Origin of the sequence: Pseudomonas mosselii, assembly GCF_019823065.1 — a bacterium.
Classification (GTDB): domain Bacteria; phylum Pseudomonadota; class Gammaproteobacteria; order Pseudomonadales; family Pseudomonadaceae; genus Aquipseudomonas; species Aquipseudomonas mosselii.
This window is the reverse complement of sequence record NZ_CP081966.1, coordinates 3,093,873-3,119,278: the sequence shown is the minus strand read 5'-3', so window position 1 is coordinate 3,119,278 and position 25,406 is coordinate 3,093,873. Positions and strand designations below refer to the sequence as shown.

The window sequence follows — 25,406 nt, the reverse complement described above, 5'->3', positions numbered from 1 at the left end:
CGCGGTTGCGCAGAGGTTACGGTAGTTGCCCCTCCAGCCCATTCAGGTAGTCGCCGAAGCCCTGGCGGGCGCGGCTGTCCCGGCGACTGCTGGTGGCCACGCTGTGCGCCGCCGTCCAGACAATCTGCGCGCCACTGGCCTCGAGGGCCAGCACCAGTTGCACATCTTCGTGGGCCGGCAATGGCTGGAATCCGCCGACGCGCTCATAGGCCTTGGCGCAGACGCCCAGGTTGGCGCCGTGAATATGCCGATGGCCGTCCCGGGCCTGGTAACGGCTGCGGTACAACTGGCGCAGAGCGGCGCCTTGCCAGGGTTGCCAGCGCTCGATGTGCACCGTGCCGCAGACCGCGTCGGCATGCCATTGCAGTTGCGACACCAGCCAGTGCACGGGTACGCGGCTGTCGGCATCGGTAAACGCCAACCACTGGGCGCCGCGGTCGATCATCCATGCCGCGCCCAGGCGCCGGGCAATGCCGACGTTGCCGGCCTCCAACACCATGGTATGCACGCCATGGCGGCGGGCGATTCGCGCGCTGGCATCGACGCAGCGATCGAGGACCACCAGCACCTCGACCACCAGGCCCGCCGCCTCGGCCCGCGCTACCGCCAGCTTGACGGCGGCGAGGCAGTGCCCGAGGCGGCGGGCCTCGTTGTGGGCCGGAATGATGACGGCGATCATGGGCAGGTCTCGTTCAGGTCCACGGCGCTGGGCTGGCACGACCAGTACTCGAGCAGGAAATCCGCCTCCTCGTGGCGCAGCAGCGGGTAAAGTGGCAGGTGTCGGGCCAGCAGGGCATGGACCTCGCCACCCTCCTGCGGGCAAGCGGCAATGGGATGGCGCCAGTGGCAGGCCAGCAGGCCGCCGTCATGGCTCAGGCTAGCCACCGATTGCTCGATCACCTGCAGCCACTCGGTGGGTGCCAGGTAGTAGCCGATCTCGCTGAGCACGATCAGGTCGAACTGTCCGCCCGGCCAGTCACCCGGGAGGTGGCCCTGTTCGACGCGGGCATGGCTCGCGCCCGCCAGCCGCTGGCGGGCCAGGGCCACGGCGGTGGGGTCGATGTCCTGGCACAGCAGCTCGGCGCAGCGCTCGGCCAGCAGGATGCTCAGTTCACCGTTGGCGCAGGCCGGCTCGAAGACGCGCTCGTAGTATTGGCGGGGCAGGCTGGCCAGGGCCAGGTCGCGCTTGCGCCGTTCATACCAGCGGGTACGAAAGGCCCATGGGTCGTCGTTGTCGGCATACAGGTCGGCAAAATACTGCGCGTCGAGGCTCATGGCGACTCCATTGACAGGAAGACCAGTTCGAAGGGTTGCAGCAGGCAGGCCTGCAGGTGTTCGGGCAGTACCGGCGGATGGTCGCCATCGGGCTGCAACTGGCTGGCATGGGCGGCCAGGGCTTCGCGTTTGCGCGCCAGACGCGCCTCGTCGAGCGACAGGCGATGTGCCCGGGGCCACGGCAGCCTAGGATCGTCGGGTGCGGCCCAGTGCCACGCCCAGACCGGCACCTCGGCCAGTTGCGCGCGACACGATTGCGCCGCCCTGGCGCAGGCGCGGCCGGCCGCTTCATGATCGCAGTGCCCATCACCCCGCCAGGTGGTCAGCAGCAGGTCGTCGGGCTGCAGCAATTGCTCCAGGTGCGCGACCAGGAACGCCTCATCGCGGGGCAGGGCGCCGTCCTTGAGGTTGAGCCGTCGCCATTCGACGCGGTTGAGGTCCAGCTCCAGCTTTTGCAGGGCATGGCGGCTCTCCAGAGGGCGCTGATGGCGCAGGCGGTGCTCGGTCCATTGGTTGGAGTGAGGATGGCTGGCCTCGCCGTTGGTGGCGGAAATCAGTACCAGGTCCTGTTCCCGGCCGTGGAAGCTGGCCAACAGACCGCCGGCCATGAGGATCTCGTCGTCCGGATGCGGCGCCAGCAGCACCAGGCGTCTGCCGGGCGGGCACAGTCGGTCGGGCGTCAGCCAGGTTGCACGGGCCAGGTACGCGGACTGTTGCCAGGCGCTCCAAGGCGTGCCGTGAGCGGCCTGGATCAGATTCTGGCTCATAGTTTCCATGCTCCTTCAGGCCTATCGGTCAGTTGCCGTCCCAGCTCGGCCAGGTCGCGTTCAGCGTGACTTTGCCGCAGGTATACCGGCAGGTCGGCGCTGAGCCGGGCGAAATGGCTGTTGCGACAGTACGGCGTTGCGCCCAATGCCCGGCCGACATGCTGGATGACCTGCTCGACCGCCTGCTCGACCTGGGCGCGGGTGCGGCGTACCTCGTAACTGGCATCGTCGCCTGGGTGGCGGTCGATCCAGGCGGCGCATTCTCGCAGGGCGGCGCGGGCTCCGAACAAGGCCGCATCGACGGCGCCCAGGTGTGCGTCGGCGTGTGGGTCGGGCCGGGGTTTGCGACAGTGTTCGCGCAGGTAGTCCGCCAAGGCTGCGGCCGCGCCGTACCAGCAGGCGGCGATGCCCGCGCCCCCGTGCCAGAAACCTGGGCGGGACAGGTACTGGCCGGGTTCGCCGATGGCCAGCCCGGGCGAATCGTCGAACACGATGGCGACACTGGCGGTGGCGGCCATGCCAACAGCCTGCCAGTGGTCGGCCTGGACACGCTGGCTCGGGTGGCCAAGCTCGATGGCCACCAGTTGAGGCTGGTCGTCTTGCCAGGCGGTCAGCAGCGCACGGTCGATCTGCAACGCTCCCGAACACCAGGCCTTGCGGCCTCGCAGGCGAACCTGCTCGGCGTTCCGTTCGACGATGAGGGCGCGGGCATCCGGCGGCTCCGCAGCCCACACGCCCCAGGTCCCTTCGCCGGCATGATGGGCTGCGCCGCATTCGGCAAGGATCGCCAGGGCGTCGGTATGGCCCTCGTAGAGTTTGGCCAGGCTGAGATCGCAAGCAGCGACCCGCGCCAGGGCCCGCCAGCGCTCCAGGGTCCGCCCCTGACCGGGCAAGGGGAGCAGGTCAAGGTGTTCGCGCTGCAGAGCCTGCAGCAGTTCCGGCAGCAAGGGTTCGAGTTCGAGGGGCTGCGCCCGGGTAGATAGCCGGTGTAGCAGTTGATCGAAGGGGGTCGGTTCCATCAGGCGATCCCCAATTGCTTGCGCATGCGCACGGTGATCGACTGGCGGGTTTTGGCCATGTCGGCCCACGGATCGTCCACCTCGGCAAGCCGGGCCTGGAGGTTGCCGATGTTCCATTGGTTCGTGCCTTTGAGTTGGGTCAGTTCCTCACGCCAGATCGGCACCGACACCGGCAAGCCCTCGCGGGCGCGCAGCGAATAGGCGGCGACGGTGGTGGCGCCCTTGCCATTGCGCAGGTAGTCGATGAAGATCCGCCCGACCCGGTTCTTTGGCCCGGACACGGCGCTGAGCCGATCAGGGAACAGGCCGGCCATGTGCTCGACCAAGGCATGGCTGAAGTCCTTCACTTCGTCCCAGCCGGCGCGCCGGGTCAACGGCACGACGAGGTGCATGCCCTTGCCGCCGCTGGTCTTGAGGAACACCTTCAGCCCCAGCTCATCGAGCAGGGTGAGGGTCAGTTGGGTGGCCTCGAGCATGGCTTTCCAGGGCAGTGCGGGATCAGGGTCGAGGTCGAGGACGAAGCGGTCGGGCTTGTCGAAGTCCTTGGTGGTGGCATTCCAGGTGTGCAATTCGAGCGTGTTCATCTGCACCGCGCCCAGCAGGCTGTCGGCGCGGTTGAGCACCATGGCCGCCTGGCCAGCCTGGGCCTTGCTGTAGCTGAGCACGTGGGGAATGTGCAGATGGCCGGCGTTCTTCTGGAAGAACAGCTCGCCGCCCAGGCCATCCGGTGCCCGGACCAGGGCGACAGGCCGATCCTTGAGCTGCGGCAGCAGCCGGTCGGCGACCTGGGCGTAGTACTGAGCGACCTGGCGCTTGGTGGCCCCGGTGGTCGCGTCGACCACGCGCTCGGGGTGGGTCAGGCGCAGGTTGACCAGGCCCTCGGGTCGTGTCTGTGCTGCGCGCTTGGCGGGCATCGCTCGCTCCAGGTCGATGGCGGTGGCGGGTTTGTCGTCGCGCAGACCGTGGAACACCGAATGGCGCACGATGCCTTCGCGGGTCATCTGGGCGTAGGCGACTTCCGCCAGCAGTTGCGGCTTGAGCCAATGCACGCCGCGGGCTTCTGCTCCGGTGGGGGGGCTGGCCAAGGGCGACTTGGCGGTCTGCAGCGGTTTCAGGCGAGCGAGGATGCTGTCCAGGGTGGCGGCGCTGAAGCCGGTGCCGACCTTGCCGGCGTAGCGCAGCTGGCCGCTGTCGTGGTCGTGCAGGGCCAGCAGCAGGGCGCCGAAACCGTGGCGGCTACCCTTTGGGTCGGTATAGCCGACGATCACGAATTCCTGGCGCTGCTTGCACTTGAGTTTGATCCAGTCGCTGCTGCGCCGGCCGACATAGGGGCTGTCGGCACGTTTGCCGATCAGCCCCTCGAGTTCCAGCTGGCAGGCGCTGTCGAGTAGCGAATCGATCGGCTCATTGAAATCGGCGGAGTACCTGAGCAGCGGCGAGGCGTGGTCATCCAGCAGCTTGGCCAGGGTGTTGCGACGTGCCTGTAGCGGCAGTTCGCGCAGGTCCTCATCGCCCAGCCAGGGCAGGTCGAACAGGTAGTAGGTGATGTGTTCGTCGTGCTCGGTGTCGAAGGCGTTCTGCAAGGCCTGGAAGTCGGCCACGCCGTTGTCGTCGACCACCACCATCTCGCCGTCCAGCCATGCGGCATCGAGCCCCAGCGCCTTGAGCGCCTCGACCTGGCGGGGCATCTTAGTACTCCAGTCGTGGCCATTGCGGGTGAACAGGCGTATGTCGTCACCGTCGATGCGCGCCAGGATCCGGTAGCCGTCGAATTTGACTTCGTAACGCCAGTCGCCGCTGGGCGGGGAGTCGACCAACGTGGCCAGCTGTGGCGTAAGAAGCGCCGGCAGGGACTTGCGACCGGCCTTGCGCTTGCGCGTGGAAGCGGTTGCCTTGGCTGGGCGCCGTGGTGGCAGGGTGCGGTCGCTCAGCACGCTGTCCGGCAGGGCTTCGACGATGCGGTAGTCCGTTTCGCTGCGCGCCTGTCCGTCATGGGACTTGACCAGCATCCACTGCTCTTTCTTGCCGGCCAGGTGGGTGCGGAACAGGTTCCAGATTCCAGATAGTTTTTCGCCCTGCAGGCGAAAGCGCAGCTTGCCCTTGGCATAGGCTTCATGCGGATCGCCCTCGGGCTCCCAGACACCCCGGTCCCAGACGATCACATCACCGGCGCCGTAATGGCCTTCGGGGATGTGCCCTTCGAAGTTGGCATAGTCCAGCGGGTGATCCTCCACGTGCACTGCTAGGCGCCGAACCTTGGGGTCGAGCGAGGGGCCCTTGGGGATCGCCCAGCTCTTGAGGGTGCCGTCGAGTTCCAGGCGGAAGTCGTAGTGCAGGTGGCTGGCATCGTGTTTCTGGATGCAGTACTGCAGCGCGTGGGCCGAGTGTGGCTTGGCGCGCTTGCCAGCCGGCTCGGGCGTGGCGTTGAAGTCGCGCTTGCGCTGGTATTCCTGCAGGGGCTTGGCCATGGCGGGCTCCGGGAGGGTTCGCGGGTCTCAAGATTGGGAGGTGGCGGCGCGGCGTGGAGTTCAAAAAAAGCGTGGGGCGGTGCTTTGTGAAGAAACTCTGAATTATTGCTTCGTGGGGGCAGTCGACCGTGTGAAGCCCACTGATGGAGAACGTTCATGCCTAGACCCGATGACCCAAGACCGCAGGTTGATATCGACGACACCGAGGACCGCATGGGCAGTGTCCACGAACTGGATTTCAGCGAGCGCCGCGATGAACGCCAGGGGCGTGTCGGCGACGAGCGTCCGGCGCGCGAAATCGCCGAGGATTACCCGCCCCGACGTGTCGCCGAAAGCGGCATGACCGGCGGCGAGGCCCTGAGCGATAGCCTGCACGAGGACAATGTCACCCTCGACGATTTGAGCCCAGACACGCTGTTTGATGAAACCGGCGCTCGCGACCCGCATGAGCCTGGCACAGGCGGCGGGCCTGCCGACCAGGACCTGCGCCAGGTGGACGCCCACGAGATCGGTGGCGGCATCGGCCTGGACGAGGCCGAACTCGCCCGCTCGGCGCCATTGGACGGTGAGCCGTGGACCGATGAGGTGGTGCCTGATGACGACAGGAGAGAGCCGTGATGAATGAGCAACGCTGTTCCTGCAACCACTGTTCCTGCACCGTAGATGCCAATGCCCTGGTCCAGGATGGCAAGGCCTATTGCTGCGAAGCCTGCGCGACGGGGCATAGCAATGGGGAGGCTTGTCGTATGGCGGACTGCAAATGTGGAGAGATAACCCAGCCGAAGGAGAGCAATGTCGATAACGCTTTGGATGAAACATTCCCGGCGAGTGATCCTATATCGCCATAAAGTTCTTTCATTCTCGACGGCTGTTTCGTTAGAATCTCCGGTGAAGGGGAGTTATTATATCAACATGCGCACCATTCAATAGCAGCTCTTTTGATCTTGATCTTGATCTTGATCTTGATCTTGATCTTGCTTCTAAGTGCACAATAGTTCAGACGCCGCCAATTGCGACTTCAGGAGGCCGAGCGGAGTTCTTGCGGAGGGAGGTGACGGGCATGGATGCCCGTCAAGCGCTGCGCCCCAGGATGGGGCGTTCAGCGCGGTCCTCCCGGGAGCAAGAACGGAGCGAGGGGACCCCGGAGCGAAGCGTAGGGGCCGGATGAATGGAGCGAGGATTTTTTGGTGACTTTTTGATCCTTCAAAAAGTTACCCGCCGTAAGGGCGGAAAGGTGACTTTGCGTCACCATCGCAAATGAATGCGCATATAACTTTCAAAACAAACTCTCTCAAAGTCAAAGTCAAAGTCAAATGCGGTCGGAGTCGGTTTTAATAGTTGTAAGTGCATTCATTTGCGATGTCGACGCAAAGTCACCTTTTCGCCCTTACGGCGAGTTCCTTTTTGAAGGATCAAAAAGGAACCAAAAAATCCTCGCTCCATTCATCCGGCCCTACGCTTCGCTCCGGGTCCCCTCACTCCGGCCTTGCTCCCGGGAGGACCGCGCTGCAGGGCCCATCCTGGGCCCCAGCGCTTGACGGGCATCCATGCCCGTCACCTCCCTTCGCAAGGCCTGCGTTCGGCCTCCTGAAGTCGCGAAGTTACGGGCGGCGCCTGGGCTGACGCAGCTGTCGCTAGCGGGCTATGGCGCTAGACTCTTGATCGGCAACGGCAACGGCAACGGCAACGGCAACGGCAACGGCAACGGCACAGCGCCGAGCTTGCCTCGGGGGGACGCCGGCGCGTCTCAAGCCACCTTGCGTAAGGCCTCGATCAATTCTCCCTTGCGCATGCTCGAGCGCCCGGCAATGTGCCGCTTGCGCGCACGGTCCATCAGTTCAGCCTTGGTCATGTCCTCCAGCCGCTGTCCGGGGCGAGGCACGCCATGCTTGGTCGCCACCGCGCGCCGGGCCGATGAAGCCCGCGCCTGGGCCTTGGCCGCCGGGCTTTTCTTCTGCCCGGAACCGCCTTTGCGCTCGCCGCCTCCTGAGTGCTTGTTGACCGTGGCCCAGGCGCGGGCTTCGGCTTCGTCCTTGGACACGCCCTTGTCCTCGTAGCTCTGCTCGATGTGCTCGGCCTTGCGTTTCTGCTTGTCGGTGTACTTGTCTTTGTCTCCACGTGGCATGGTCGTTCTCCTCTGCGTCAGTGAGTCTGCCAGACCCCGTTGTTGCGCTCGCAATCGCTGCGCGCCTGGCCCAGGCTCGGGGTGTCGTAGTAATAGGTGATGATCCGCGCATCCTTGGGCACGGCTGGGCGGGTAGAGGGCCCACCACGTCCGGCGGCATCGGGGTTGGCCAGGGTCTCCTGGGTCAGCGGCGCGATGCAGCTGCCGACGCTGCCGTCGGCGCAACGCTCGACCCGGCGCTTCTGGCTGTTGAGCATTTCCTTGCTTTCGTTGCTGCACGACCAGGCGATCGCTTCGGCCGGCATGTTGCCGTAGCTGTAGCACGTGTGCTGCTGTACCGGCTTGACCGCCTCGCTGGAGGAGCGGGTGACCACATCACAGCCTTCGGCCAGCACCTGCCCGCTGGCCAAGGTGCCCAGCAGTGCCATGTACAGAATGAACCGCATGATGTACCTCCCGGGCCCGATGGCCCATCAGCGCTTGTCGAGGGCCGGCCCGGTCTGTTGGCGCAAGGCCTTGGCGCGCTTCTCGAGGATCAGGTAGGTGAACACCGCCAACAACAGCGGAATCAGGTAGTACAACGTTCGATAACCCAGCAGCGCGGCGACCAGCTCGCCCTGACCGAGCTGGCCATGGAGCAGGGCGAGGAACACGGCCTCCAGCACGCCGAGCCCTGCGGGAATATGGGCGACCACGCCCGCCACGCAGCTGATCAGCAGCACGCCCAATACCGACGGATAGAACAGGTCTGGTGGCAGCAGCAGGTGGATCAGTGCTGCCATCAGTGCCCAGTTGCTCGCGCCCAGGGCCACCTGGCACAGCGCCAGGCGCAGGCCCGGCAGGGTGACTTCGTGCCCGCGCAGGTCCCACGTTCGCCGCTTGGCGAAGGCGCAGGCGAACAGGTAAGTCAACGCGACCGCCATCATCAGTACGCCGATCAGGCGCAGACCCCCAGCCCCCACCGCCCAGTTTTCCGGCAGCTTGACCATGCCAAGGGCGAACACGGTGCCGGCCAACAACAGGTAGCCCATCCAGTTGGTCAACAGACCCAGGGTGAGGATGCGGGTGATGGTTGGCGTGTCGAGCCCCAGCCTGCCGTACAGGCGATAACGCAGGGCCACGCCACCGACCCAGGTGGTGAAGTTGAGGTTGAACGCATAACACACGAACGCCACCGGCAGCACCTGGCGGGCCGGCAGGCGATGGCCGGTGTAGGCCCGGGCGAGCAGGTCGTAGCTGGCGAACACCAGGTAGCTGCACAGGGCCAGCAGCAACCCCAGGGCCAGGGTCGAGGGTCGGTAGGCCAGCAGCGACTGGCGGACTTCGTTCCAGTCCAGGTTACGCGCCAGGGTGAACAGCAGCACCGGGACCAGCACCAGGAACAGCACGGTCAGCAGGCGTTTGCCCCAGGTCTTCCAGCGTGGCGTGGCCATCAGGTCTTACCCCCGTGGTAGCCGGCCGGGGCCTCGCTGTCGGCTTGCAACGACTGCAGGCGTTGCCGGTGCGCCGGGAACCAGCCGGCGATACGCGGGAAATAGCGGGTGATGTGGAAGCCCAGGAAGATCAAGGGTGCGCGCCACCAGTAGCCACGCACCATGCGCTCCAGCGTCACGGTCTTGCAGTGTTCGCGGGTGAGCTCGCTCAAGTGTTGGTAGAGCACATCGTTGAACGCACGGTCGCGAACCAGCAGGTTGGCCTCCAGGTTGAACGACAGGCTCAGTGGGTCGAGATTGCTCGAGCCTACGGTGGACCACTCGTCGTCCACCAATGCCACCTTGCCGTGCAGCGGGCGCTGGCAGTACTCGTGGATGTGCACGCCATCGCGCAGCAGGTAGTTGTAGAGCAGCCGCGAGAGCGCGCGCACCCAGCGCATGTCGGGCTGCCCCTGGAGGATCAGGGTCACCTCGACCCCGCGCCGAGCGGCGTTGCGCAGCTCGCGCAGCAGACGGTAGCCCGGGAAGAAGTAGGCATTGGCCACGACGATACGTTGCCTGGCTTCACGGAAGACCTGCAGGTAACAGACCTCGATATCGTTGCGATGCCGCCGGTTGTCGCGCTCCACCAGCACGGCGCTGGCCGGGCCCGCATCAATGCCGGTCGGCCGGACCTGGCTGGCGGTGTCCAGCACCGGTGCAAGCAGGCGGCAGGAGGATGCATGTACCTGGGCAACCACCGGGCCGGCGACCTCCACGGCGTAGTCCTGCTTGGCCTGCGGACCGAAGTCGCCGAGATGGTCGGCGCTGTAATTGATGCCGCCGATGAACGCGCGCTGCCCATCGATCACCAGGATCTTGCGGTGCAGGCGGCGGAACAGGTTGGTGCGCATGCCGGCCAGCCGGGGTTGCGGATCGAACGCATGGAAACGCACCCCGGCCTCGGTCATCGAGGCGATGAAGTCGTCGGGCAGGTCCGCGGTGCCATAGCCGTCCACCGCCACCTCGACCCGCACCCCGCGCCGCGCGGCGTCGATCAGGGCCTGGCGCAAAGGTTGGCCGACCTTGTCGTCATAGATGATGAAGGTCTCCAGGAGGATCTCCTCGCGTGCCTGGCCCATGGCCTCGAACACACGTGGGTAGTACTGCTCGCCGTTGATCAACAGTTCGACACGGTTGCCGTTGCTCCAGGACTGTTTCATAGCGTCACCTGCGCCACCAGTGGGGCATGGTCGGAGAGGTGTGACCAGGGGTATCGGGACAACACCCGCGCTTGGCAGGCTTGCGCATTGCGCAGGTAGATGCGGTCCAGGCGCAGCAGCGGCAGGCGGGCGGGAAAGCTGCGCGCCGGCCTGCCAAAGGCCTCGACCAGGTATTCTGAGAGCCGCGAATCCACTTTCAGGCGCCAGTCGTTGAAGTCACCGGCGATGATGACCGGCTCGTCCGGCGGCAGGCTGTCGAGCAATGCCAGCAGCAGGCCGACCTGGCGCTGGCGATGGGCCTCGCGCAGCCCCAGGTGCACGCAGATCGCGTGTACCTGCTCATGGCCAGGCACTTCGAGCAGGCAATGCAGCAGGCCGCGTTCCTCGTTGCCGTGGATTGTCACGTCGAGGTTGTCGTGGGCGCGGATCGGAAACTTGGACAGCAGGGCGTTGCCATGGTCGCCATGGGGATAGACCGCGTTGCGCCCGTAGGCGAACTGCGGCCACATGCTGTCGGCGAGGAATTCGTACTGAGGCGTCGTCGGCCAGGTCGGGTGGCGTTCGGCATGCCCGTGGTGGCTGCCATGCACCTCTTGCAGGAACACCAGGTCGGCCCCGGTGGCGCGCACCGCCTCGCGCAGCTCTGGCAGGATGAAACGGCGATTGAACAGGGTAAAGCCCTTGTGCACGTTGAGGGTCAGCACCGTCAGGCGGTGCACGGCGGTCACCTTGTCGATGATGCAGCGGGGAGTGGGCAGGGTCCCGTTCATAGAGGCTCCTGCGGCTCGACGCCAGGCTCGGTCACCAGCTCGCCGTCAAGGCCGAGCTTGGCCAGCAGGCGGCGGGCATCGTAGGGGGCATGCACTTTCTGGTCGTTGTCGAAGTAACAGTACACGTCACGGGATGCGCGTTTTGCAGGGGCCCGGCGTACGACGCGCCGGGCATCTTCCGGTTGGCCGCCCGCAGCCCAGGCCTGGATGCGCAGGCGCCAGCGGCGCAGTGCGCTGGCGGTGTAGCCGCTGCTGTAGAGCTCGACATCGCCATGCAGGCGCAGGTACACGAAATCGGCCGTGATCTCCTCGACATAAGGCCATTTGCCCGCGCTGTCAGCGACCACCAAGGCAATCTTGTGCTTGCGCAGCAGGTTGATAAAGGTGTCGCAGAGGAAGCTGGGGTGGCGAATTTCCACGGCGTGGCGCAGGCGCTGGTTGCCGCGGATGGCCGTGCCGCCGTTGTCTTGCAGGCGCTCGGCCGCCTGGCGGGCAAGGAGGCGGGCAGCGTTGCGATCACGCGGCAGCTTGGCCAGGAAATCGCTGAAGCGTTGCGCATCAAATTTCAGGCTCGGCGGAAACTGCCACAGGAATGGCCCCAGCTTGTCGCCCAGCATTAGCGGGCCCGATGCGAAGAAGTTGGCAAGCGGCTCGTCGATCTCTCGAAGCCTGCGCACATGGGTGATATAACGCGGCGCCTTGACCGAGAACACGAAGCCCTGGGGTGTTTGGTCACGCCAATGACCATAGCGTTCCGGTGTCTGCAGCGCGTAGAACGAACCATTGATCTCGATGCTGTTGACCGCTCGCGAGGCGAAGGCCAGTTCGTCGTCCTGGCGTAGCCCCTTGGGGTAAAAGTCCTTGCGCCATGGGCCATAGCGCCAACCGGAAATACCAATACGGATCTCGCTCACGAGAGCCCCCTGTGTTCGTGTACTTATCAGTAGCGACTGGTAGCGGCGCGAGAGGGTTCATCAGGATTGACGAGTGGCGCTGGCGGCCCTGGCGGAGCTTTGTTGGCGACAAGGCACCGCCGTTTGGTTCTTTCTATGACTGATAAGTCAGCGATCAGCCTCTCAACGTGTTGAAAGGGTTCCAAAAAAACGATCGGTGGTCAGCCTAGTTTCCGACAATGTGTCTTACTTAGATCTCACCGTGGGAGAACGTGATGAGAGAAAGAGGTCAGACGTATTGGGATTGGATGGATGCGCAGCTACATTGCCGTACGCACACTGAAATACTTGATACCGGCTGGACTATAGATGTCCAGGTGCGCCTTTCACGTGTTGGAACCACACAGTTGTTCATGGGCATCTATCGCCAGGACGGTGCATTGATCCACGAAGAAGCCTATGGGACGCGCCCGGGGCAGTCCATGACGACCGCCCTGCTATGGGGTGTTGCCAGGGCGCGTGAGCTGGCCTGTTCTCAATCCTCTTCCGATGCCGCTTCCCACTGACGGAACGAAGGACTGCCTAGCTACCGGCCAGCGCCTTGATCAACTGCTCGTTGAAGGCCGGAATATCGTCTGGCTGGCGACTGGTAATCAGATTGCCGTCCACCACCACTTCTTCATTTACCCAGTTGCCGCCAGCGTTGCGAATATCATCCTGCAAGGTCTTGTAGCTGGTCATCCGTCTGCCTTTGGCCAGATCACTCGATACCAGCAGCCAAGCGCCATGGCAAATGACCGCCAAGGGTCTGCTTGCCGAGTCGTGGCTTTTCACCAATTTCTGCGCTGCAGGCATCAGGCGAATGGTATCGGAGTTCTGTACGCCCCCCGGCACCACAATGGCATCGTAAAGATCAAGGTGGGCGCTCTCGAAGGTGGCGTCCACCGCAAACTCATCGGCAGGCTTGTCATGGTTCCAGCCGCGAACGGTTCCCTCCTTGTCACTCAGAATGTCGATTACCGCTCCATTTGTTTCGAGCGCTTCGCGAGGCCCCGTCAGTTCCACCTGTTCAAAACCATCAGTGACCAGGAAGGCAACGCGCTTGCCATTCAGTTGAGCAGTCATTTTTCGATCTCCGTTTTCGATGGGCCCTGGGAGGCGAAGGGCTGTGCTCCTGCCGCCCAAGGTCAAGGTGCGGTCATCCGTCAGATTGTTCCTCGGGTGCCACTTGGCCTTCCGGCCAGTCGGGTGCCTCGTGTTTCGGATCGGGCGGCGGTACCTTGTCGCCGGGGTCGTGCGGTATTTCATCGACATAAGGATCTGGATGATCGGGGCCTATCATGGGCTTTACCTCGTCAGCTAAAGCGCGGCCTTGCTTCGTGCTTGTACCGCAACTGTCCAATACCTCCCCAGGGCGAACGCTGTCGCCCTGGGGAACGCCTTTGCAATCAGCGTTCCTTGTCCATGCGTTGGCCTGGGTCACGTTGTTGGCCGCCGACTGTTCCGGTGTCGGAGAGGTTTTCCTTGTCCTCAGGCTGCTCCAGCGATTGCCCGCCTTGTCGCCCGGTGTCCTGGGATTGCGCCCACTCCTTGTCGGTCTTGTCATCAGGTCGTTGGCCACCTTTTTGCCGGTCGGTCATGTCGCCCGCCGAGCCGTGGCCCCCTTGCTGGCCGGCGTTGCCCACGTTGGTGTCGGCGCTACGGTCGCCGCCCTTGTCTTGATTGTTAGCCATGATGGCTTACCTCTGGTCGAACACAGGAAGGTCTGTGTTCAGTTATGACTGGGCCGTGAGTCATCGCACTGCAATGATTTTCCGATTTTCGGACCGGTTGCCTGAAGGACTGCGAGGCAAACATTTAGCGGGTGAACAACCGCGGTACAGCGCGTGGTTGGCGAGAAAAACTGGAACTTTGCTCGCCTTGCGCGCCTCCACCGCATGCCGGCGCGCAAACCGAGGTGAGCCATGAACAGCGAAAATGCTTTTGACGACGATCAACCGCAAGCCACGGTGCAACCGGGTGAGGGACAACCGCAAGTGCAGCCGGACGACCCGGACATCGAGGGACTGCCCGGTGAAACCAGGCCACCGGCCTGGAGTAGACCCAACGCATGAAATTCGACCGGTTTGCCCAATGGCTGGCCAGCCACAGTGGACGCCCGGTGACCTTCGTCATCGCATTGATGCTGATCATCGCCTGGGGCGTCAGCGGGCCATTGTTCCACTTCAACGACACCTGGCAACTGGTGATCAATACCTCGACCACGATCATCACCTTCCTCATGGTGTTCCTGATCCAGAACACCCAGAACCGCGACAACGATGAGCTGCACATCAAGATCGACGAGCTGCTGCGCACCACCAAGCGGGCGCACAAGGCCCTGCTCGACCTCGAAGACATGGGGCCGGCCGAACTGCATGCGCTGCGCAAGCATTACCAGCAGATCGGCGAGCACGACCTGGCGGCGCCGGGCAGTGACCTTGCGCAAAAGCACACGCCTGACTGACCCTGGAGGACGACATGGCCAGACATATCATCCACTACACCGGCCCGATCAACTCCGCGACCTGCGGCAATCTGATCAATACCTGCTCCAAGGCCCTGCAGCAGGGCGCCGAGCTGTTGCAAGTGAACATCGCCACCATGGGCGGCGAATGCAGCTACGGCTTTACCCTGTACAACTTCCTGCGCGCCTTGCCGGTGCCGGTGCATACCCACAACCTGGGCACGGTCGAGTCGATGGGCAACATCCTGTTTCTGGCCGGTGTTCACCGTACCGCCTGTGCCTGCAGCAAGTTCCTGTTCCATCCCTTCCACTGGACCTTGCACGGCTCGGTGGACCATGCGCGCATGGCCGAATACGCCATGAGCCTGGACTACGACCTGCGCCTGTATGCGCAGATCGTCGCCGAACGAACCGAAGGCGCCAGCGACGTGCTGGACGTGCCGCGTTACTTGATGGCCTATCCGCGTATCCTGGGGCCGGAGGAGGCCCTGGTCAGCGGGATGATCCACGCCATCGACGAATTGCCCATCGCTGCGGATGCGGTGCAATGGAGCGTGCATGCATGAGTGGGGCAGGGGGCGATGGAATGCGTCTTGACGACGCTGTGCCAGCCCAAGCTCAATAGGGCTCCGATCCGCACAATGTCTCTATGGCCTCGACCAGGTCGTCGTACCCCACCGGTTTGCTCAGGTGCCGGTCGAAGCCTGATTGGCGTGAGCGGTACTGGTCGGCGCTGGCACCATAGCCGGTCAGGGCAATGGCCGGCGTGTAGCGCAGGTGCCCCAGGGCACGCAGCGCCTTGATCAGGGCGTGGCCGTCCATCACCGGCATGCCGATATCGGACAGGATGATATCGTAGCGCCCGCTGGCGGCGGCCTCCAGCGCCGCTTGCGGATAGCTATAGGCCTCGACTTGCGCGCCTTCCATCTCCAGCAACTGCTGCATGACCTCGAGTATTTCCACCGAGTCGTCCACCAGCAGCACCTTGACGCCGTCCAGGCGGCCGTCGCTGGTCTGCCCGGATGCCTCGTTCGGGGCCTGACGCCCGGGCGCGCACAGTGGCAGGCAGACCGTGAAGGTCGTGCCGCAACCCAGCCCCGGGGAATACGCCGCCACCGTCCCGCCATGGGCCTCGACCAGCTGGCGCACCAGTGACAGGCCGATACCCAGGCCGTCGCGGTTGCCGGACAGCTGTGGGGCGGCCTGGGTGAACAGGTCGAAAACGCTCTCCAGGCTGTCCTCGGTCAGGCCGACACCCTGATCGATCACCTCCAGGCGGGCATGGGCGTCCTGTCTGGCGAGTACCACGCGAATCTCGCTGCCTGCGGGGCTGAATTTCAATGCGTTGTTCAGCAGATTCCAGATGATCTGCTCGAGCCGCGTGCCATCGGCCTCCACGTGAACAGGCGCGCCATCCGCAGGCAGTGCCAGGCGCACGGCGCAAAGATGCTGTTCGTTAAGCACCACAGCATGGATCCCCTGAAGTACCGTGCCCAGGTCGATCACCTGGGTCTTGAGCTTGAGTTTGCCGGTGCGGATGCGAGCGACATCAAGCAGATCGTCGATGATCCGCGCTTGACTGGAGACCGCGTCGCAGATAACGCCGATGGCCTTGCTGGCAGCGCTGGCGGCTTTCACCGACGGCGACCGCCGCAGGATCTCGGCGTTGAGCTGGATCAGGTTCAGCGGGTGCTTGAGTTCATGGGACATGACGGCGAAAAACTCGTCCTTCATGTGACTGGTGCTCTGCGACTCGGCCAGTTGCTTGCTCTGCTCGTCGTGCAGGCGCTTGTGGCCGGTGAGGTCGCGGGCGATCTTGACGTAGCCCCGCAAGCTGCTGCCCTTGAGGCGCGACACCTCGCCGCTGCAATAGAAACGGCTGCCATCCTTGCGTACGTGCCAGCGCTCGTCCTGACCACGACCATGGAGGCGGGCGCTGCGCAGTTCACGCTCCGGCACGCCGCTGGCCTGGTCCTGTTCGGTGAAGATCAGCTGGTAGTGGCGGCCGAGGACCTCGTCCTTGCCATAGCCGAAAATCAGCGCGGCCCCCGTGTTCCAGTCGGTGATCAGGCCTTGTTCGTCAAGCAGGATGATGGCGAAGTCATGGGTGCTTTCCGCCACCAGGCGCATGCGTTCCTCGCCCTGGCGCAGGCGTTCCTCCGCGGCGCGGCTCTGGCTGATGTCGATGAAGGTCAGTACGGTGCCGTCGACGTGGCGCTCGCTGGCCCGGTAGGGCAGCAGGCGGGCCAGGTACCAGTGCTGGTTGTGGCCGAGCACTTCGCGTTCGATGGTGGTCTCGCGTTCGACCACCGCACGGGCATCGTCAGCCAGGCCTGGGTAGTCCAGGCGATGGGTGATGTCGAGCAGCGAACGGCCGGTGTCCACCGGCAACATGCTGAAGATGTCGGTGGCCCGGGGGGTGAACCAGCGGATGCACAGGTTGCGGTCGACGAACACCGTGGCGATGTCGGTCGAGGCGATCAGGTTGCTCAGGTAGTCGTTGACCTTGTCGGTTTCCTCGACCTTGGTCTTGAGCTCGTAGTTGACCGTCAGCAGCTCTTCGTTGATCGACTGCAGCTCTTCCTTGCTGGTTTCCAGCTCCTCGCTGGCCGAGCGCAGCTCCTCGTTGATCGCCTGCATTTCCTCGTTGGAAGCGGTCAGCTCCTGGCTGGAAAACTCCGATTGCTCGATGGTTTCCTGCAATTGCAGCCGTGTGCGATGCAGTTCGCGCTCCAGGTTGGTCAACAACATGCCTTCGCTCTGCTCGAGAGCAGGGCTGGGGCCTGCATTGCCGTCGACTTCGATGCTCTGGAACACCACCAGAAGGCAGTCGGTGCCACTGGGGTCATCCTGGTGGGGTTGGATCAGGATCTGCACCGAGGTCGAGTATTCGTCGAGGTTGACCTCGACCCTGCGCGAGGTCACCGCCTGGCCGCTGCCTTGCGCTTGCAGCAAGGTGCTGCGCAGGGCGGGCCGTAACGGGGCGATGACCAGGTTGAGCAGGTTGTGGCTGAGCTCGCCACCCGCGTGACGCAGGAAGCGTCCGACGCCTTCGCTCATGTGCAGGATATTGCCCTCGGTATCGACCACCAGGCTGGGCGGCGTGCAGCGGGCGAGGGCACGGTGATGGATCTCGGCGTAGGACAAGCGGCGACTGCTACGTGCCCGGGCAGGTGACGCGAGCGCAGGTTCCGGGGCCTGCAGGCGCGCCGGATGGCTGGTGGTCTGCACCTCCCGGGCGCGGAAGATGCGGTTGCGTTTGTCCACGGCGACGAACAGGTCGGCCGCAAGGTCCGTCGACTCGGAGCTGCCCAGGAACAGATGGCCGCCTGGACGCAGGGCGAAATGGAACAGGCGCAGGATGTCGCGTTGCACATCGCGGTCCAGGTAGATCAGCAGGTTGCGGCAAACGATCAGGTCGAGTTGGGAGAACGGTGGATCGGATAGCAGGTTATGACGGGCGAACAGAACCTTTTCCCGGATTTCCTTGCGCACCCGGAAGTGCTGATCCTCCTTGATGAAGAACTGGCGCAGGCGCGCCGCCGACACGTCGGTGGCGATGGCGTCTGGATACTGCCCGGCACGGCCGAGGCCGATGGCGCGTTCGTCGAGGTCGGTCGCGAATACCTGCACCTGGACGCTACGCTGCTCCACCGCCAACTGTTCGGCCACCAGCATCGCCAAACTGTAGGCCTCCTCGCCGGTAGAGCAGCCCGCCGACCAGATGCGCACTTCGTGCGCCGCCTCTTCAATGGCATCCATGTTGACCAGGCCGGGCATCACATGGCGCTGCAACGCTTCGAACGCCTCGCGGTCGCGGAAGAAGTTGGTCACCCCGATCAGCATGTCGGCCAGCAGCGCCCGCGATTCCTCAGGGTGGCATTGCAGGAAATCGAGATAGCCGGCCAGGTCTGTCTGGCCGGTCACATGCAGCCGGCGCTCCAGGCGACGCAGCACGGTGGCACGCTTGTAATGGCTGAAGTCGTGGCCGGTCTCGCCTTGCAACGTCAGCAGGATCTCATCCAGCAGCGGGTCACTCGCCGCCGGGTCGCCCTCTCGCTCTCCCAGTGGTGGCGGCAGGCTGTCGTCTTCGATTTCCGGTAACTTCACCTGGCGCGCCGTACGCCACAACTCGACCAGGCGCGCAGGCATTTCATCCACCGGCAGCAGCAGGTCGACCATGCCGGTGGCCAGCGCCGCACGGGGCATGTCGGGGTATTCGGCATCCTCGGGTGCCTGCACCAGGGTCAGGCCACCTTGCTCCTTGATGCGCGACAGGCCTACGGCGCCGTCGCTGCCGGTTCCCGAGAGCACCACGCAGAAAGCGTGATCCTTGTGCACGTCGGCCAGGTCGCGGAAGAACAGGTCGATGGCCACATGATCGCCGCGGTTGCGCTTGGCCGGGCTGACCCGCAGGTAGCCGTCGTTGGTCGACAGGCGATTGGCCGGCGAGATCACGTAGACATGGTTGCGTTCGATCGGCACCGGCTCGCTGACCTGGCGCACCGGCATGCGGGTGACGGCCTGGATGATCCGGTCGGCTTGGCTCTGGTGGTCCGGGGACAGGTGCAGCACGACGACGAACGCCATGCCGGAATTGTCCGGGGTGTGCTGGAAGAACCGGCGGATCGCCTCCAGGCCGCCGGCCGAGGCACCGATGCCGACCACGGGGAAGTCCAGGTGGCTGGGGCTGAGCGCCGGATTGTGCGGCGAGGCGAGGGGCGATTTGCTGGACGACTTCATGGCATCAGCCTTGTACGGACCTGGAAATGGCCCAGGGTGAATCGCCGGGCACTGGGCGCAGATTATAGGCTGCCGCTCACTTTGGCGACGAGCGGGTACCTTGAATCAGTGCAAGGTGTTCGATGGCTTCCTGATAGCGTACAGCAGCCTTGCGTCGTAGTTTCTGATGATAATGGTCGAAGCGATTGGCGTCGAGCCCATCTCCTTCGAGCAGGACAATGGCGGCATGCTCGAGTTGGTAGGCGCTGGCGAACAGCCGGCGATTCTGCTCAAGCGCGAGCGCCTGGCAGCTGTGTATCATGGGCATGGGAGCTCCGTTGTGCGAAGTGGGCATTCAGTGGTGTGACCGCCGGCCACGCGAATAAGTGCAAATGATTTGCCCGGTGTCGAGCCCATGCACCCCGCACGCTGGTTAACGTTGGCCAGAGCAGGGCAACAATGGGTGCGCTGTGGCGGATTGCGACGGCTCAAAACGGTTGCACGGTGACACGGCCTCCACCTCCAACCCAGCCATGGGGCGGCGGCGATGCGTAATGGGCTGGCCCTTCCTTCACCGTGTCTGGCATTTTTTTTGAATTTTCATGGCGCACCACGATCAGTCAAAGAGTCATCCATGGAGAAGAGGAGGGCCTGCGGCGATGCCTAGTCCCCAGCTGTACACCATTGAATACCGGCTGCACGGAGAGCCACGGCGGTTCATCATCCGCCAGGAACACATGGACAATGCCGAAGCCTGGCACTGGGCCAGTTGCGATGCGGGGTTGGGGATCATTCCGAAGTTCGGGCGGGAAAAGATCAAAAAGGTCAGCCGACCGCTGGCCGAGCGGCACGGCATCACCGATGTGCACTGGCGGGTCTGATTCGCGCCCTTGATAGTGCACATGCCCTTGGCCAGCGGGCAAGTCCGCGCCAGGCCCTAGGCCCCGGATTCCGGATCGCTGGCCGGCACGCCGGGGCGGTTTTCTTCCTCGGTAAGGTCAGGGGCGGCATCCGCATCATCGGGATCGGGCTGGTCGTTGCGTCGGTCTGGCTCCAGTTCCGGCCAGTCGCTCTGCACGTCACCACAACCCATCCCGTGTTTCTCGTTCATGCCGGCATCCTCCCTCAACGCGTGCGGCGGAACATTCGCTGCTCATGCATTGGGATCGTGCAGGGGGGTGGGAAGGTCTATCTCATCCCTTGCTTGGCGACAAGCGGTCGTTCAGTTTTCGGAATACTTCACGGCCGCCGCCGTGCGGGTCGGTACGTTGAGGGTCTTGAGCAGGGACGACACATGGATGCGTACGGTAAACGGCGAGATATCCAGCGCCCGTGCGATCTCCTTGTTGGTCTTGCCCTGGGCAATCAGGCGCAGCACGTCCTGCTGGCGGTCGGTGAGCTGTTCCAGTTCGCTGGAGGCCTCCCGTTGCGGCAGCAGGCCGCTGGGCACATAGTTGACCACCACCTCGCCGGCGCGAATGGCGAGGATGGCCGCGCCGATTTCCCCAGGGCTTACGCTCTTGCCGATAAAGCCATCGACACCCGCAGCCATGACTTCGCAGATGACCTGCGGGTCATCGACCATCGACACCACGATCAGCGTGGTGCGCGGCAACTGCAGGCGCAGCTCGGCGAGGCGACCGATGCAGGTCAGGCCGGGAAAGCGCAGGTCGAGGATCAGGGTGTCGGGCGTCTCGCCCAGTGTGGCCAGGCGCAGCACATCGGCCAGGCTGCCGGCTTCCTCCAACCGGGCGTCGGGCAGGATGCGTCGCACGGTGTTGACCATGGCTTCCCTGAACAGCGGATGGTCATCCGCCACGATGATGCGGCAACTCACGTCGAGGAACTCCCTGTCGTCCGGCACATGCTAATTTAGCAGTCAACTGCGGCATTTTCTTATGATGCATGCCGCAAATGCCGACTGGCGCACAAGGACGTTACCCCATGAGGTTCGAGAAGAACAACGAACTGGACCAGGCCAACCTGCGCATCATCGTCGCCTCCTGCGCGATCAGCTACGTGGCGCTGTTGGGCTTCCTGCCGGGACGCTCGCCGGCCACCTACCTGCCGGTACTGCTCTACTACGCAGGTTTTGTAGTGGTGTCGATCGGCATGCGCCAGGCCATCAAGCGCTGGCCGGGGCATTACCCGGCGCGGCGGATCTTCGGCATGCTCGGCGACTACACCGGTACCTGCTTCGGCCTGGTGGTCGGCGGCGAGACCGCATTGCCGCTGTATGCGGTGATGGTATGGATCAACCTGGGCAATGGCATGCGCTTCGGCTCGCGCTACCTGGCCATCGCCACGGTGCTGGCCCTGGCCGCGTTGCTGGTGGTGTGGCGGCTGACGCCTTACTGGCAGGAACAGCCGTTCCTGCTGCCGATGCTGCTGACCACCAGCACCTTGATCCCGTTCTACGCCCACCTGCTACTGGAGCGCACGCGCAAGGCCACGGCCCTGGCCGAGGCCGCGACCCGCGAGAAATCCCGCTTCCTGGCCCAGGCCAGCCATGACCTGCGCCAGCCGATCCACTCCATCGGCCTGTTCACCGCCTGCCTGCGCGAGGCGCGCCTGGGTGAGGAGGAGCGGCGCCTGGTGGACAGCATCGACCGTTCGCTGCTCAATGTCTCGCAGCTGTTCCGCTCGATCCTCGACCTGTACACCCTGGACAACGGCCGGGTGCAGCCGAAGTGGGAGGCTTTCGCGGTGGACGGCTTTCTGCGCGAACTGCTGCGCCAGAACAGCGAGGCGGCGCGCTGGGCCGGGGTCGAGATGCGCCTGGTGCCCAGCCATCACTGGATTCGCGCCGACCCGGGCATGCTGGCGACCATGGTGCAGAACGTGCTGTCCAACAGCTTCAAGTACGCCGCCGGACGCCCGCTGCTGATCGGCGTGCGGCCTCGCGGCCAGGGCCTGGCCATTGTCGTCTGCGACCAGGGCAGAGGGATCGCCGAGGAGCACCAGGGCCGAGTGTTCGAGGAGTTCTACCGGGTGCGCGAAGTGCGCGACAAGGATGTTGAGGGCGTTGGCCTCGGCCTGGCCATCGTCAAGCGGCTGGGGCGGTTGATGGGCCTGGAGGTCAGCCTGCGCTCGCGCCTGGGGCATGGCACCTGCGTGACCTTGAAGGGGCTGTCCAGAGCCTGCGCGCAGGTGTCGCGGGCCACGGTCGACCAGGCCGTGCAGGCGGGCCTGCTCACGGGGCTGCGGGTGTGCCTGGTGGAGGATGACGACAACGTGCTGCAGGCCACTAGCGCCTTGCTGCAGCGCTGGGGATGCGAGGTGCAGGCCGAGTGTTCGCCCTTTGGCCTGATCAGTGACTGCGATGTGATCGTCGCCGACTACGACCTGGGCCCGCAGGCCACCGGCATCGACTGTATCGACCAGCTACGCGCGCAGCGCGGCGCCGATGTGCCGGCGCTGATCATGACCGGTCACGACATCGACAGGCTGCAGGGCGCCTTGCAGGCACGGGGCATCGCGGTGCTGGCCAAGCCGGTGCGACCTGCCGAGTTGCGCGCGGCGTTGCGCGCCCTGCGCGAGAGGGGAACGGCACCGGTGGTTCAGGCTGATGCCTGAGCGTCACTGGAAGACGGGGGCTTGGCCTTCTTTCCAGCAGGTCGGTGACGGGGTGATAAGGCCCATGCCAGCGACCGCGACCAGGCCTCCGCTGGCCACCTGGCAGTCATACTGGCCCTTGGCGGTGCTGGCGCTGAAGTAGGTGGTGTTGGAGTCGCTGCGCAGGTTGCTGACCTTGTTCACCGGCACGCCAAGGGTGACTTCGGCGCGCTGCTTGAGGGTGTCGGCGCTGGGGCTGGCGGTCTGGCAACCGGTCAGGGCGGCGAGGCCGGCGAGCAGGAACAGGGACTTGAAGGGGAGGGACATGGAAATCATCGCGGGCTTCCTTGGCATTGTTCTCGGTACGGCGCACCCACCGCCAGGAAGGGGGCTGGCGGTGGGGCGGTGGGGCGACTATAGCGCCGAGGGGCGTTGCACGATGTAGGGCGGATGTGCGAGGTGGCATATTGCCTTTAGTGTCGGGTCATTCAATGTGTTGAGTAGTGACGTCAGGCTTGGACATGCCGGGGCTGCTTTGCAGCCCTTTCCGACCGGTCCGGCGCCCCGGCAAGGCCGCTCAGGGAGCGCGAATCGCCACCCAATCTCGCTTACCGCTTCAACACCAACGTCAAGATGTCATAACTGGCCACCAGCTCACCCAGTTGGTTGGTCACCTCCACATCCCAGGCCACCACCCCTTGCGCCTGCCCTTGCGGGCTGGTCTTGCCCTGGTCGATCTTGCGCTTGCAGGTCAAGCGCGCCTGGATGGTGTCGCCGATCCCCACCGGGGTGATGAAGCGCAGCGTGTCCAGGCCATAGTTGGCCAGCACCGGCCCTTCGCCCGGGCTGACGAACAACCCGGCCGCCGCCGACAGCACGAAGTAACCGTGGGCAATGCGCTTGCCGAACTGCGACTGCTTCGCCGCGATCTCGTCGAAGTGCATGTAGAAGTGATCGCCCGACAGGCAGCCGAAGTTGACCAGGTCGGCCTCGGTCACGGTGCGGCGGTGGGTCAGCAGCGATTCGCCGATGCGCAGGTCGTCGAAATGGCGACGGAACGGGTGCACCTCGGTCTCGATCACCTCGGCGCCGCGCACGTATTCACCGGTCACCGCCATCAGCATGCTTGGCGAGCCTTGCACGGCGGCGCGTTGCAGGTAGTGCTTGACCGCGCGCAGGCCACCCAGCTCCTCGCCGCCACCCGCTCGGCCGGGGCCGCCGTGCTTGAGCTGCGGCAATGGCGAGCCATGCCCGGTGGATTCCTTGGCTGCCTCGCTGTCGAGCACCAGCAGCCGCCCGTGCCAGGCCGCCGCCACCGGGATGGCCTTGGCCGCTACAGAGCGGTCAGCGGTCACCAGCGATGCCACCAGGCTGCCCTTGCCTCGCGCGGCCAGGGCCAGGGCCTCGTCGAGGTCGTCGTAGGCCATCAGCGTGCTCACCGGGCCAAACGCCTCGATGTCATGGGCGCCGCCTTTGGCATGCGGGTCGCGGGCCAGCAGCAGGGTCGGGGCGAAGAACGCGCCCTCGGCCACGCCATCGCCGACCGGGGTGAAGCCGTCACTGGCGCCCAGCAACTGGTCGCAGCTGTCCAGCAACTGGCGCACGCGCTCGCCGACATCGCGCTGCTGGTCGTGGGAGGCCAGCGCGCCCATGCGTACGCCCTCGACCGCAGGGTCGCCCACCACCACCTTGCGCAGGCGCTCGCGCAAGCGGCTGGCCACCGCGTCGAGGTGTCTGGCCGGGACGATGGCGCGGCGGATCGCCGTGCATTTCTGCCCGGCCTTGGTGGTCATCTCCCGCGCCACTTCCTTGATGTACAGCTCGAACTCCTCGCTGTCGGGGCTGACGTCCGGGCCGAGGATGGCGCAGTTCAGCGAGTCGGCCTCGGCGGTGAAGGGCACCGAATGGCGGATCAGGTTCGGGGTCACGCGCAGCTTGGCCGCCGTGTCGGCGGAGCCGGTGAAGGTCACCACGTCCTGGCCCTGCAGGCGGTCGAGCAGATCGCCCGTGCTGCCGATCACCAGTTGCAGGCTGCCGGCCGGCAACAGGCCCGATTCGTTCATCAGGCGCACCACGGCTTCGGTCAGGTAGCTGGTCGCGGTAGCGGGCTTGACGATGCACGGCATGCCGGCGAGGAAGGTCGGGGCGAACTTCTCCAGCATGCCCCAGATCGGAAAGTTGAAGGCGTTGATATGCACGGCCACGCCTGTGCGCGGCACCAGGATATGGCTGCCGGCGAAGTGGCCTTGCTTGCCCAACGGGATCGCCGGCCCTTCATGCACCAGGTTGCCCGACGGCAGCTCGCGCCGGCCCATGCTCGAATAGGCGAACAGCGTGGCGTTGCCGCCCTCGATGTCGATCCAGCTGTCGGCGCGGGTGGCGCCGGAATGGCGGGACAGGGCGTAGAGCTGCTCCTTGCGCTCGGCCAGGTACAGCGCCAGGGCCTTGAGCCGGGCGGCGCGCTGCTGGAAATCCATGGCCAGCAGCTGCTTGAGGCCCTGGGCCCGGGCGAAATCCACGGCTTCGGCGAAGTCCGGGCGCTCTTCGTGGCTATAGGCCAGGACCTGGCCGTCGAGGGCGCTGCGCAGGGCCTGGGCGCCGTGCTGGCCGATCCAGCGGCCGGCGATGAAGCTTTGCAGGGTAGGGGCGGCGGACATGCTGTTCTCCTATA

The 25,406-nt window shown here is 64.8% G+C and carries 26 protein-coding genes; 7 read left to right on the top strand and 19 right to left on the bottom strand.

From position 1 onward, the window contains the following. Positions 1 to 16: 16 nt before the first annotated feature. From K5H97_RS14450 to ligD, 5 genes are read right to left on the bottom strand one after another with little or no spacing between them, the layout of a single operon-like run. Positions 17 to 679 carry a glycosyltransferase gene (locus K5H97_RS14450; RefSeq protein WP_028688914.1) on the bottom strand — a complete coding sequence of 221 codons (663 nt, stop codon included), beginning with the start codon at positions 677 to 679 and terminating at the stop codon, positions 17 to 19. Next, complete coding sequence (locus K5H97_RS14445) at positions 676 to 1,275, bottom strand: class I SAM-dependent methyltransferase (protein WP_028688913.1); 600 nt, start codon at positions 1,273 to 1,275, stop codon at positions 676 to 678. Before K5H97_RS14445 ends, K5H97_RS14450 begins: the two co-directional genes overlap by 4 nt. Further along, positions 1,272 to 2,042: a PIG-L deacetylase family protein gene (locus K5H97_RS14440; RefSeq protein ID WP_028688912.1), complete on the bottom strand. Its 771-nt coding sequence runs from the start codon at positions 2,040 to 2,042 to the stop codon at positions 1,272 to 1,274. The genes K5H97_RS14445 and K5H97_RS14440 overlap by 4 nt, the downstream gene beginning before the upstream one ends. Further along, complete coding sequence (locus tag K5H97_RS14435; protein WP_028688911.1) at positions 2,039 to 3,061, bottom strand: acyl-CoA/acyl-ACP dehydrogenase; 1,023 nt, start codon at positions 3,059 to 3,061, stop codon at positions 2,039 to 2,041. The genes K5H97_RS14440 and K5H97_RS14435 overlap by 4 nt, the downstream gene beginning before the upstream one ends. Next, positions 3,061 to 5,529, bottom strand: a complete 2,469-nt coding sequence (gene ligD / locus K5H97_RS14430; protein ID WP_028688910.1) for a DNA ligase D — start codon at positions 5,527 to 5,529, stop codon at positions 3,061 to 3,063. The genes K5H97_RS14435 and ligD overlap by 1 nt, the downstream gene beginning before the upstream one ends. 156 nt (positions 5,530 to 5,685) lie before the next feature. Here ligD and K5H97_RS14425 point away from each other — a divergent pair, with 156 nt between their 5' ends. Continuing rightward, positions 5,686 to 6,147, top strand: coding sequence for a hypothetical protein (locus tag K5H97_RS14425; protein ID WP_028688909.1), 462 nt, complete (start codon positions 5,686 to 5,688; stop codon positions 6,145 to 6,147). Then, the gene (locus K5H97_RS14420) at positions 6,147 to 6,377 is read left to right on the top strand and encodes a metallothionein (RefSeq protein ID WP_081791518.1); all 231 of its coding nucleotides are present in this window, start codon (positions 6,147 to 6,149) and stop codon (positions 6,375 to 6,377) included. Before K5H97_RS14425 ends, K5H97_RS14420 begins: the two co-directional genes overlap by 1 nt. Positions 6,378 to 7,276: 899 nt before the next feature. On the opposite strand, the gene K5H97_RS14415 is transcribed toward K5H97_RS14420, so the two are convergent. From K5H97_RS14415 to K5H97_RS14380, 8 genes are all read right to left on the bottom strand, one after another. Then, positions 7,277 to 7,654, bottom strand: a complete 378-nt coding sequence (locus tag K5H97_RS14415) for a Rho termination factor N-terminal domain-containing protein (RefSeq protein WP_028688908.1) — start codon at positions 7,652 to 7,654, stop codon at positions 7,277 to 7,279. Between the two features lie 17 nt (positions 7,655 to 7,671). Beyond that, a complete protein-coding gene (locus K5H97_RS14410; RefSeq protein ID WP_028688907.1) occupies positions 7,672 to 8,100 on the bottom strand; it encodes a hypothetical protein in 429 nt (142 codons plus the stop codon). 27 nt (positions 8,101 to 8,127) lie between these two features. Beyond that, on the bottom strand, positions 8,128 to 9,087 hold the full coding sequence (locus tag K5H97_RS14405) for a lysylphosphatidylglycerol synthase domain-containing protein (protein ID WP_028688906.1): 960 nt from the start codon (positions 9,085 to 9,087) through the stop codon (positions 8,128 to 8,130). Then, entirely contained in the window at positions 9,087 to 10,289 is a 1,203-nt protein-coding gene (gene clsB / locus K5H97_RS14400; protein ID WP_028688905.1) for a cardiolipin synthase ClsB, read from the bottom strand. Before clsB ends, K5H97_RS14405 begins: the two co-directional genes overlap by 1 nt. Further along, positions 10,286 to 11,059 (bottom strand): endonuclease/exonuclease/phosphatase family protein, encoded by a 774-nt coding sequence (locus K5H97_RS14395; RefSeq protein ID WP_028688904.1) that lies wholly within the window; start codon positions 11,057 to 11,059, stop codon positions 10,286 to 10,288. Before K5H97_RS14395 ends, clsB begins: the two co-directional genes overlap by 4 nt. Further along, positions 11,056 to 11,973 (bottom strand): DUF72 domain-containing protein, encoded by a 918-nt coding sequence (locus K5H97_RS14390; protein WP_028688903.1) that lies wholly within the window; start codon positions 11,971 to 11,973, stop codon positions 11,056 to 11,058. Before K5H97_RS14390 ends, K5H97_RS14395 begins: the two co-directional genes overlap by 4 nt. Before the next feature lie 561 nt (positions 11,974 to 12,534). Continuing rightward, the gene (locus tag K5H97_RS14385; RefSeq protein ID WP_028688902.1) at positions 12,535 to 13,077 is read right to left on the bottom strand and encodes a type 1 glutamine amidotransferase domain-containing protein; all 543 of its coding nucleotides are present in this window, start codon (positions 13,075 to 13,077) and stop codon (positions 12,535 to 12,537) included. A 323-nt stretch (positions 13,078 to 13,400) separates the two neighbouring features. Continuing rightward, a complete protein-coding gene (locus tag K5H97_RS14380; protein ID WP_028688900.1) occupies positions 13,401 to 13,685 on the bottom strand; it encodes a hypothetical protein in 285 nt (94 codons plus the stop codon). Positions 13,686 to 13,916: 231 nt separating this feature from the next. Here K5H97_RS14380 and K5H97_RS14375 point away from each other — a divergent pair, with 231 nt between their 5' ends. From K5H97_RS14375 to K5H97_RS14365, 3 genes are read left to right on the top strand one after another with little or no spacing between them, the layout of a single operon-like run. Further along, positions 13,917 to 14,066 (top strand): hypothetical protein, encoded by a 150-nt coding sequence (locus K5H97_RS14375; protein ID WP_155952654.1) that lies wholly within the window; start codon positions 13,917 to 13,919, stop codon positions 14,064 to 14,066. After that, positions 14,063 to 14,458 carry a low affinity iron permease family protein gene (locus tag K5H97_RS14370; RefSeq protein ID WP_028688899.1) on the top strand — a complete coding sequence of 132 codons (396 nt, stop codon included), beginning with the start codon at positions 14,063 to 14,065 and terminating at the stop codon, positions 14,456 to 14,458. The genes K5H97_RS14375 and K5H97_RS14370 overlap by 4 nt, the downstream gene beginning before the upstream one ends. 14 nt (positions 14,459 to 14,472) lie before the next feature. Further along, the gene (locus K5H97_RS14365) at positions 14,473 to 15,024 is read left to right on the top strand and encodes an ATP-dependent Clp protease proteolytic subunit (RefSeq protein ID WP_028688898.1); all 552 of its coding nucleotides are present in this window, start codon (positions 14,473 to 14,475) and stop codon (positions 15,022 to 15,024) included. 52 nt (positions 15,025 to 15,076) lie between these two features. On the opposite strand, the gene K5H97_RS14360 is transcribed toward K5H97_RS14365, so the two are convergent. Both K5H97_RS14360 and K5H97_RS14355 read right to left on the bottom strand, forming a co-directional pair. Next, positions 15,077 to 19,201, bottom strand: a complete 4,125-nt coding sequence (locus K5H97_RS14360; RefSeq protein ID WP_028688897.1) for a CheR family methyltransferase — start codon at positions 19,199 to 19,201, stop codon at positions 15,077 to 15,079. Between the two features lie 76 nt (positions 19,202 to 19,277). After that, positions 19,278 to 19,508, bottom strand: coding sequence for a hypothetical protein (locus K5H97_RS14355; RefSeq protein ID WP_051555613.1), 231 nt, complete (start codon positions 19,506 to 19,508; stop codon positions 19,278 to 19,280). 331 nt (positions 19,509 to 19,839) lie between these two features. Between K5H97_RS14355 and K5H97_RS14350 the strand changes: the two genes are divergently transcribed. Continuing rightward, positions 19,840 to 20,061 (top strand): DUF6555 family protein, encoded by a 222-nt coding sequence (locus tag K5H97_RS14350; protein WP_028688896.1) that lies wholly within the window; start codon positions 19,840 to 19,842, stop codon positions 20,059 to 20,061. A gap of 56 nt (positions 20,062 to 20,117) precedes the next feature. On the opposite strand, the gene K5H97_RS14345 is transcribed toward K5H97_RS14350, so the two are convergent. After that, complete coding sequence (locus K5H97_RS14345; RefSeq protein ID WP_155952653.1) at positions 20,118 to 20,291, bottom strand: hypothetical protein; 174 nt, start codon at positions 20,289 to 20,291, stop codon at positions 20,118 to 20,120. A 111-nt stretch (positions 20,292 to 20,402) separates the two neighbouring features. Beyond that, a complete protein-coding gene (locus tag K5H97_RS14340) occupies positions 20,403 to 21,017 on the bottom strand; it encodes a LuxR C-terminal-related transcriptional regulator (protein ID WP_028688895.1) in 615 nt (204 codons plus the stop codon). A 107-nt stretch (positions 21,018 to 21,124) separates the two neighbouring features. Here K5H97_RS14340 and K5H97_RS14335 point away from each other — a divergent pair, with 107 nt between their 5' ends. Then, the gene (locus tag K5H97_RS14335) at positions 21,125 to 22,756 is read left to right on the top strand and encodes an ATP-binding response regulator (protein ID WP_028688894.1); all 1,632 of its coding nucleotides are present in this window, start codon (positions 21,125 to 21,127) and stop codon (positions 22,754 to 22,756) included. A gap of 3 nt (positions 22,757 to 22,759) precedes the next feature. Here the strand turns inward: K5H97_RS14335 and K5H97_RS14330 are convergent, their stop codons facing one another. Both K5H97_RS14330 and paaZ read right to left on the bottom strand, forming a co-directional pair. Continuing rightward, positions 22,760 to 23,071, bottom strand: a complete 312-nt coding sequence (locus tag K5H97_RS14330) for a hypothetical protein (protein ID WP_051555612.1) — start codon at positions 23,069 to 23,071, stop codon at positions 22,760 to 22,762. A 272-nt stretch (positions 23,072 to 23,343) separates the two neighbouring features. Next, positions 23,344 to 25,392, bottom strand: coding sequence for a phenylacetic acid degradation bifunctional protein PaaZ (gene paaZ, locus K5H97_RS14325; protein WP_028688892.1), 2,049 nt, complete (start codon positions 25,390 to 25,392; stop codon positions 23,344 to 23,346). Positions 25,393 to 25,406: the final 14 nt, after the last annotated feature.

Excerpts from the sequence above, each read along its gene's own strand:
- K5H97_RS14450 (WP_028688914.1), bottom strand. The coding sequence starts at position 679 with ATGATCGCCGTCATCATTCCGGCCCACAACGAGGCCCGCCGCCTCGGG.
- K5H97_RS14445 (WP_028688913.1), bottom strand. The coding sequence starts at position 1,275 with ATGAGCCTCGACGCGCAGTATTTTGCCGACCTGTATGCCGACAACGAC.
- K5H97_RS14440 (WP_028688912.1), bottom strand. The coding sequence starts at position 2,042 with ATGAGCCAGAATCTGATCCAGGCCGCTCACGGCACGCCTTGGAGCGCC.
- K5H97_RS14435 (WP_028688911.1), bottom strand. The coding sequence starts at position 3,061 with ATGGAACCGACCCCCTTCGATCAACTGCTACACCGGCTATCTACCCGG.
- ligD (WP_028688910.1), bottom strand. The coding sequence starts at position 5,529 with ATGGCCAAGCCCCTGCAGGAATACCAGCGCAAGCGCGACTTCAACGCC.
- K5H97_RS14425 (WP_028688909.1), top strand. The coding sequence starts at position 5,686 with ATGCCTAGACCCGATGACCCAAGACCGCAGGTTGATATCGACGACACC.
- K5H97_RS14420 (WP_081791518.1), top strand. The coding sequence starts at position 6,147 with ATGAATGAGCAACGCTGTTCCTGCAACCACTGTTCCTGCACCGTAGAT.
- K5H97_RS14415 (WP_028688908.1), bottom strand. The coding sequence starts at position 7,654 with ATGCCACGTGGAGACAAAGACAAGTACACCGACAAGCAGAAACGCAAG.
- K5H97_RS14410 (WP_028688907.1), bottom strand. The coding sequence starts at position 8,100 with ATGCGGTTCATTCTGTACATGGCACTGCTGGGCACCTTGGCCAGCGGG.
- K5H97_RS14405 (WP_028688906.1), bottom strand. The coding sequence starts at position 9,087 with ATGGCCACGCCACGCTGGAAGACCTGGGGCAAACGCCTGCTGACCGTG.
- clsB (WP_028688905.1), bottom strand. The coding sequence starts at position 10,289 with ATGAAACAGTCCTGGAGCAACGGCAACCGTGTCGAACTGTTGATCAAC.
- K5H97_RS14395 (WP_028688904.1), bottom strand. The coding sequence starts at position 11,059 with ATGAACGGGACCCTGCCCACTCCCCGCTGCATCATCGACAAGGTGACC.
- K5H97_RS14385 (WP_028688902.1), bottom strand. The coding sequence starts at position 13,077 with ATGACTGCTCAACTGAATGGCAAGCGCGTTGCCTTCCTGGTCACTGAT.
- K5H97_RS14380 (WP_028688900.1), bottom strand. The coding sequence starts at position 13,685 with ATGGCTAACAATCAAGACAAGGGCGGCGACCGTAGCGCCGACACCAAC.
- K5H97_RS14375 (WP_155952654.1), top strand. The coding sequence starts at position 13,917 with ATGAACAGCGAAAATGCTTTTGACGACGATCAACCGCAAGCCACGGTG.
- K5H97_RS14370 (WP_028688899.1), top strand. The coding sequence starts at position 14,063 with ATGAAATTCGACCGGTTTGCCCAATGGCTGGCCAGCCACAGTGGACGC.
- K5H97_RS14365 (WP_028688898.1), top strand. The coding sequence starts at position 14,473 with ATGGCCAGACATATCATCCACTACACCGGCCCGATCAACTCCGCGACC.
- K5H97_RS14360 (WP_028688897.1), bottom strand. The coding sequence starts at position 19,201 with ATGAAGTCGTCCAGCAAATCGCCCCTCGCCTCGCCGCACAATCCGGCG.
- K5H97_RS14355 (WP_051555613.1), bottom strand. The coding sequence starts at position 19,508 with ATGCCCATGATACACAGCTGCCAGGCGCTCGCGCTTGAGCAGAATCGC.
- K5H97_RS14350 (WP_028688896.1), top strand. The coding sequence starts at position 19,840 with ATGCCTAGTCCCCAGCTGTACACCATTGAATACCGGCTGCACGGAGAG.
- K5H97_RS14345 (WP_155952653.1), bottom strand. The coding sequence starts at position 20,291 with ATGAACGAGAAACACGGGATGGGTTGTGGTGACGTGCAGAGCGACTGG.
- K5H97_RS14335 (WP_028688894.1), top strand. The coding sequence starts at position 21,125 with ATGAGGTTCGAGAAGAACAACGAACTGGACCAGGCCAACCTGCGCATC.
- K5H97_RS14330 (WP_051555612.1), bottom strand. The coding sequence starts at position 23,071 with ATGATTTCCATGTCCCTCCCCTTCAAGTCCCTGTTCCTGCTCGCCGGC.
- paaZ (WP_028688892.1), bottom strand. The coding sequence starts at position 25,392 with ATGTCCGCCGCCCCTACCCTGCAAAGCTTCATCGCCGGCCGCTGGATC.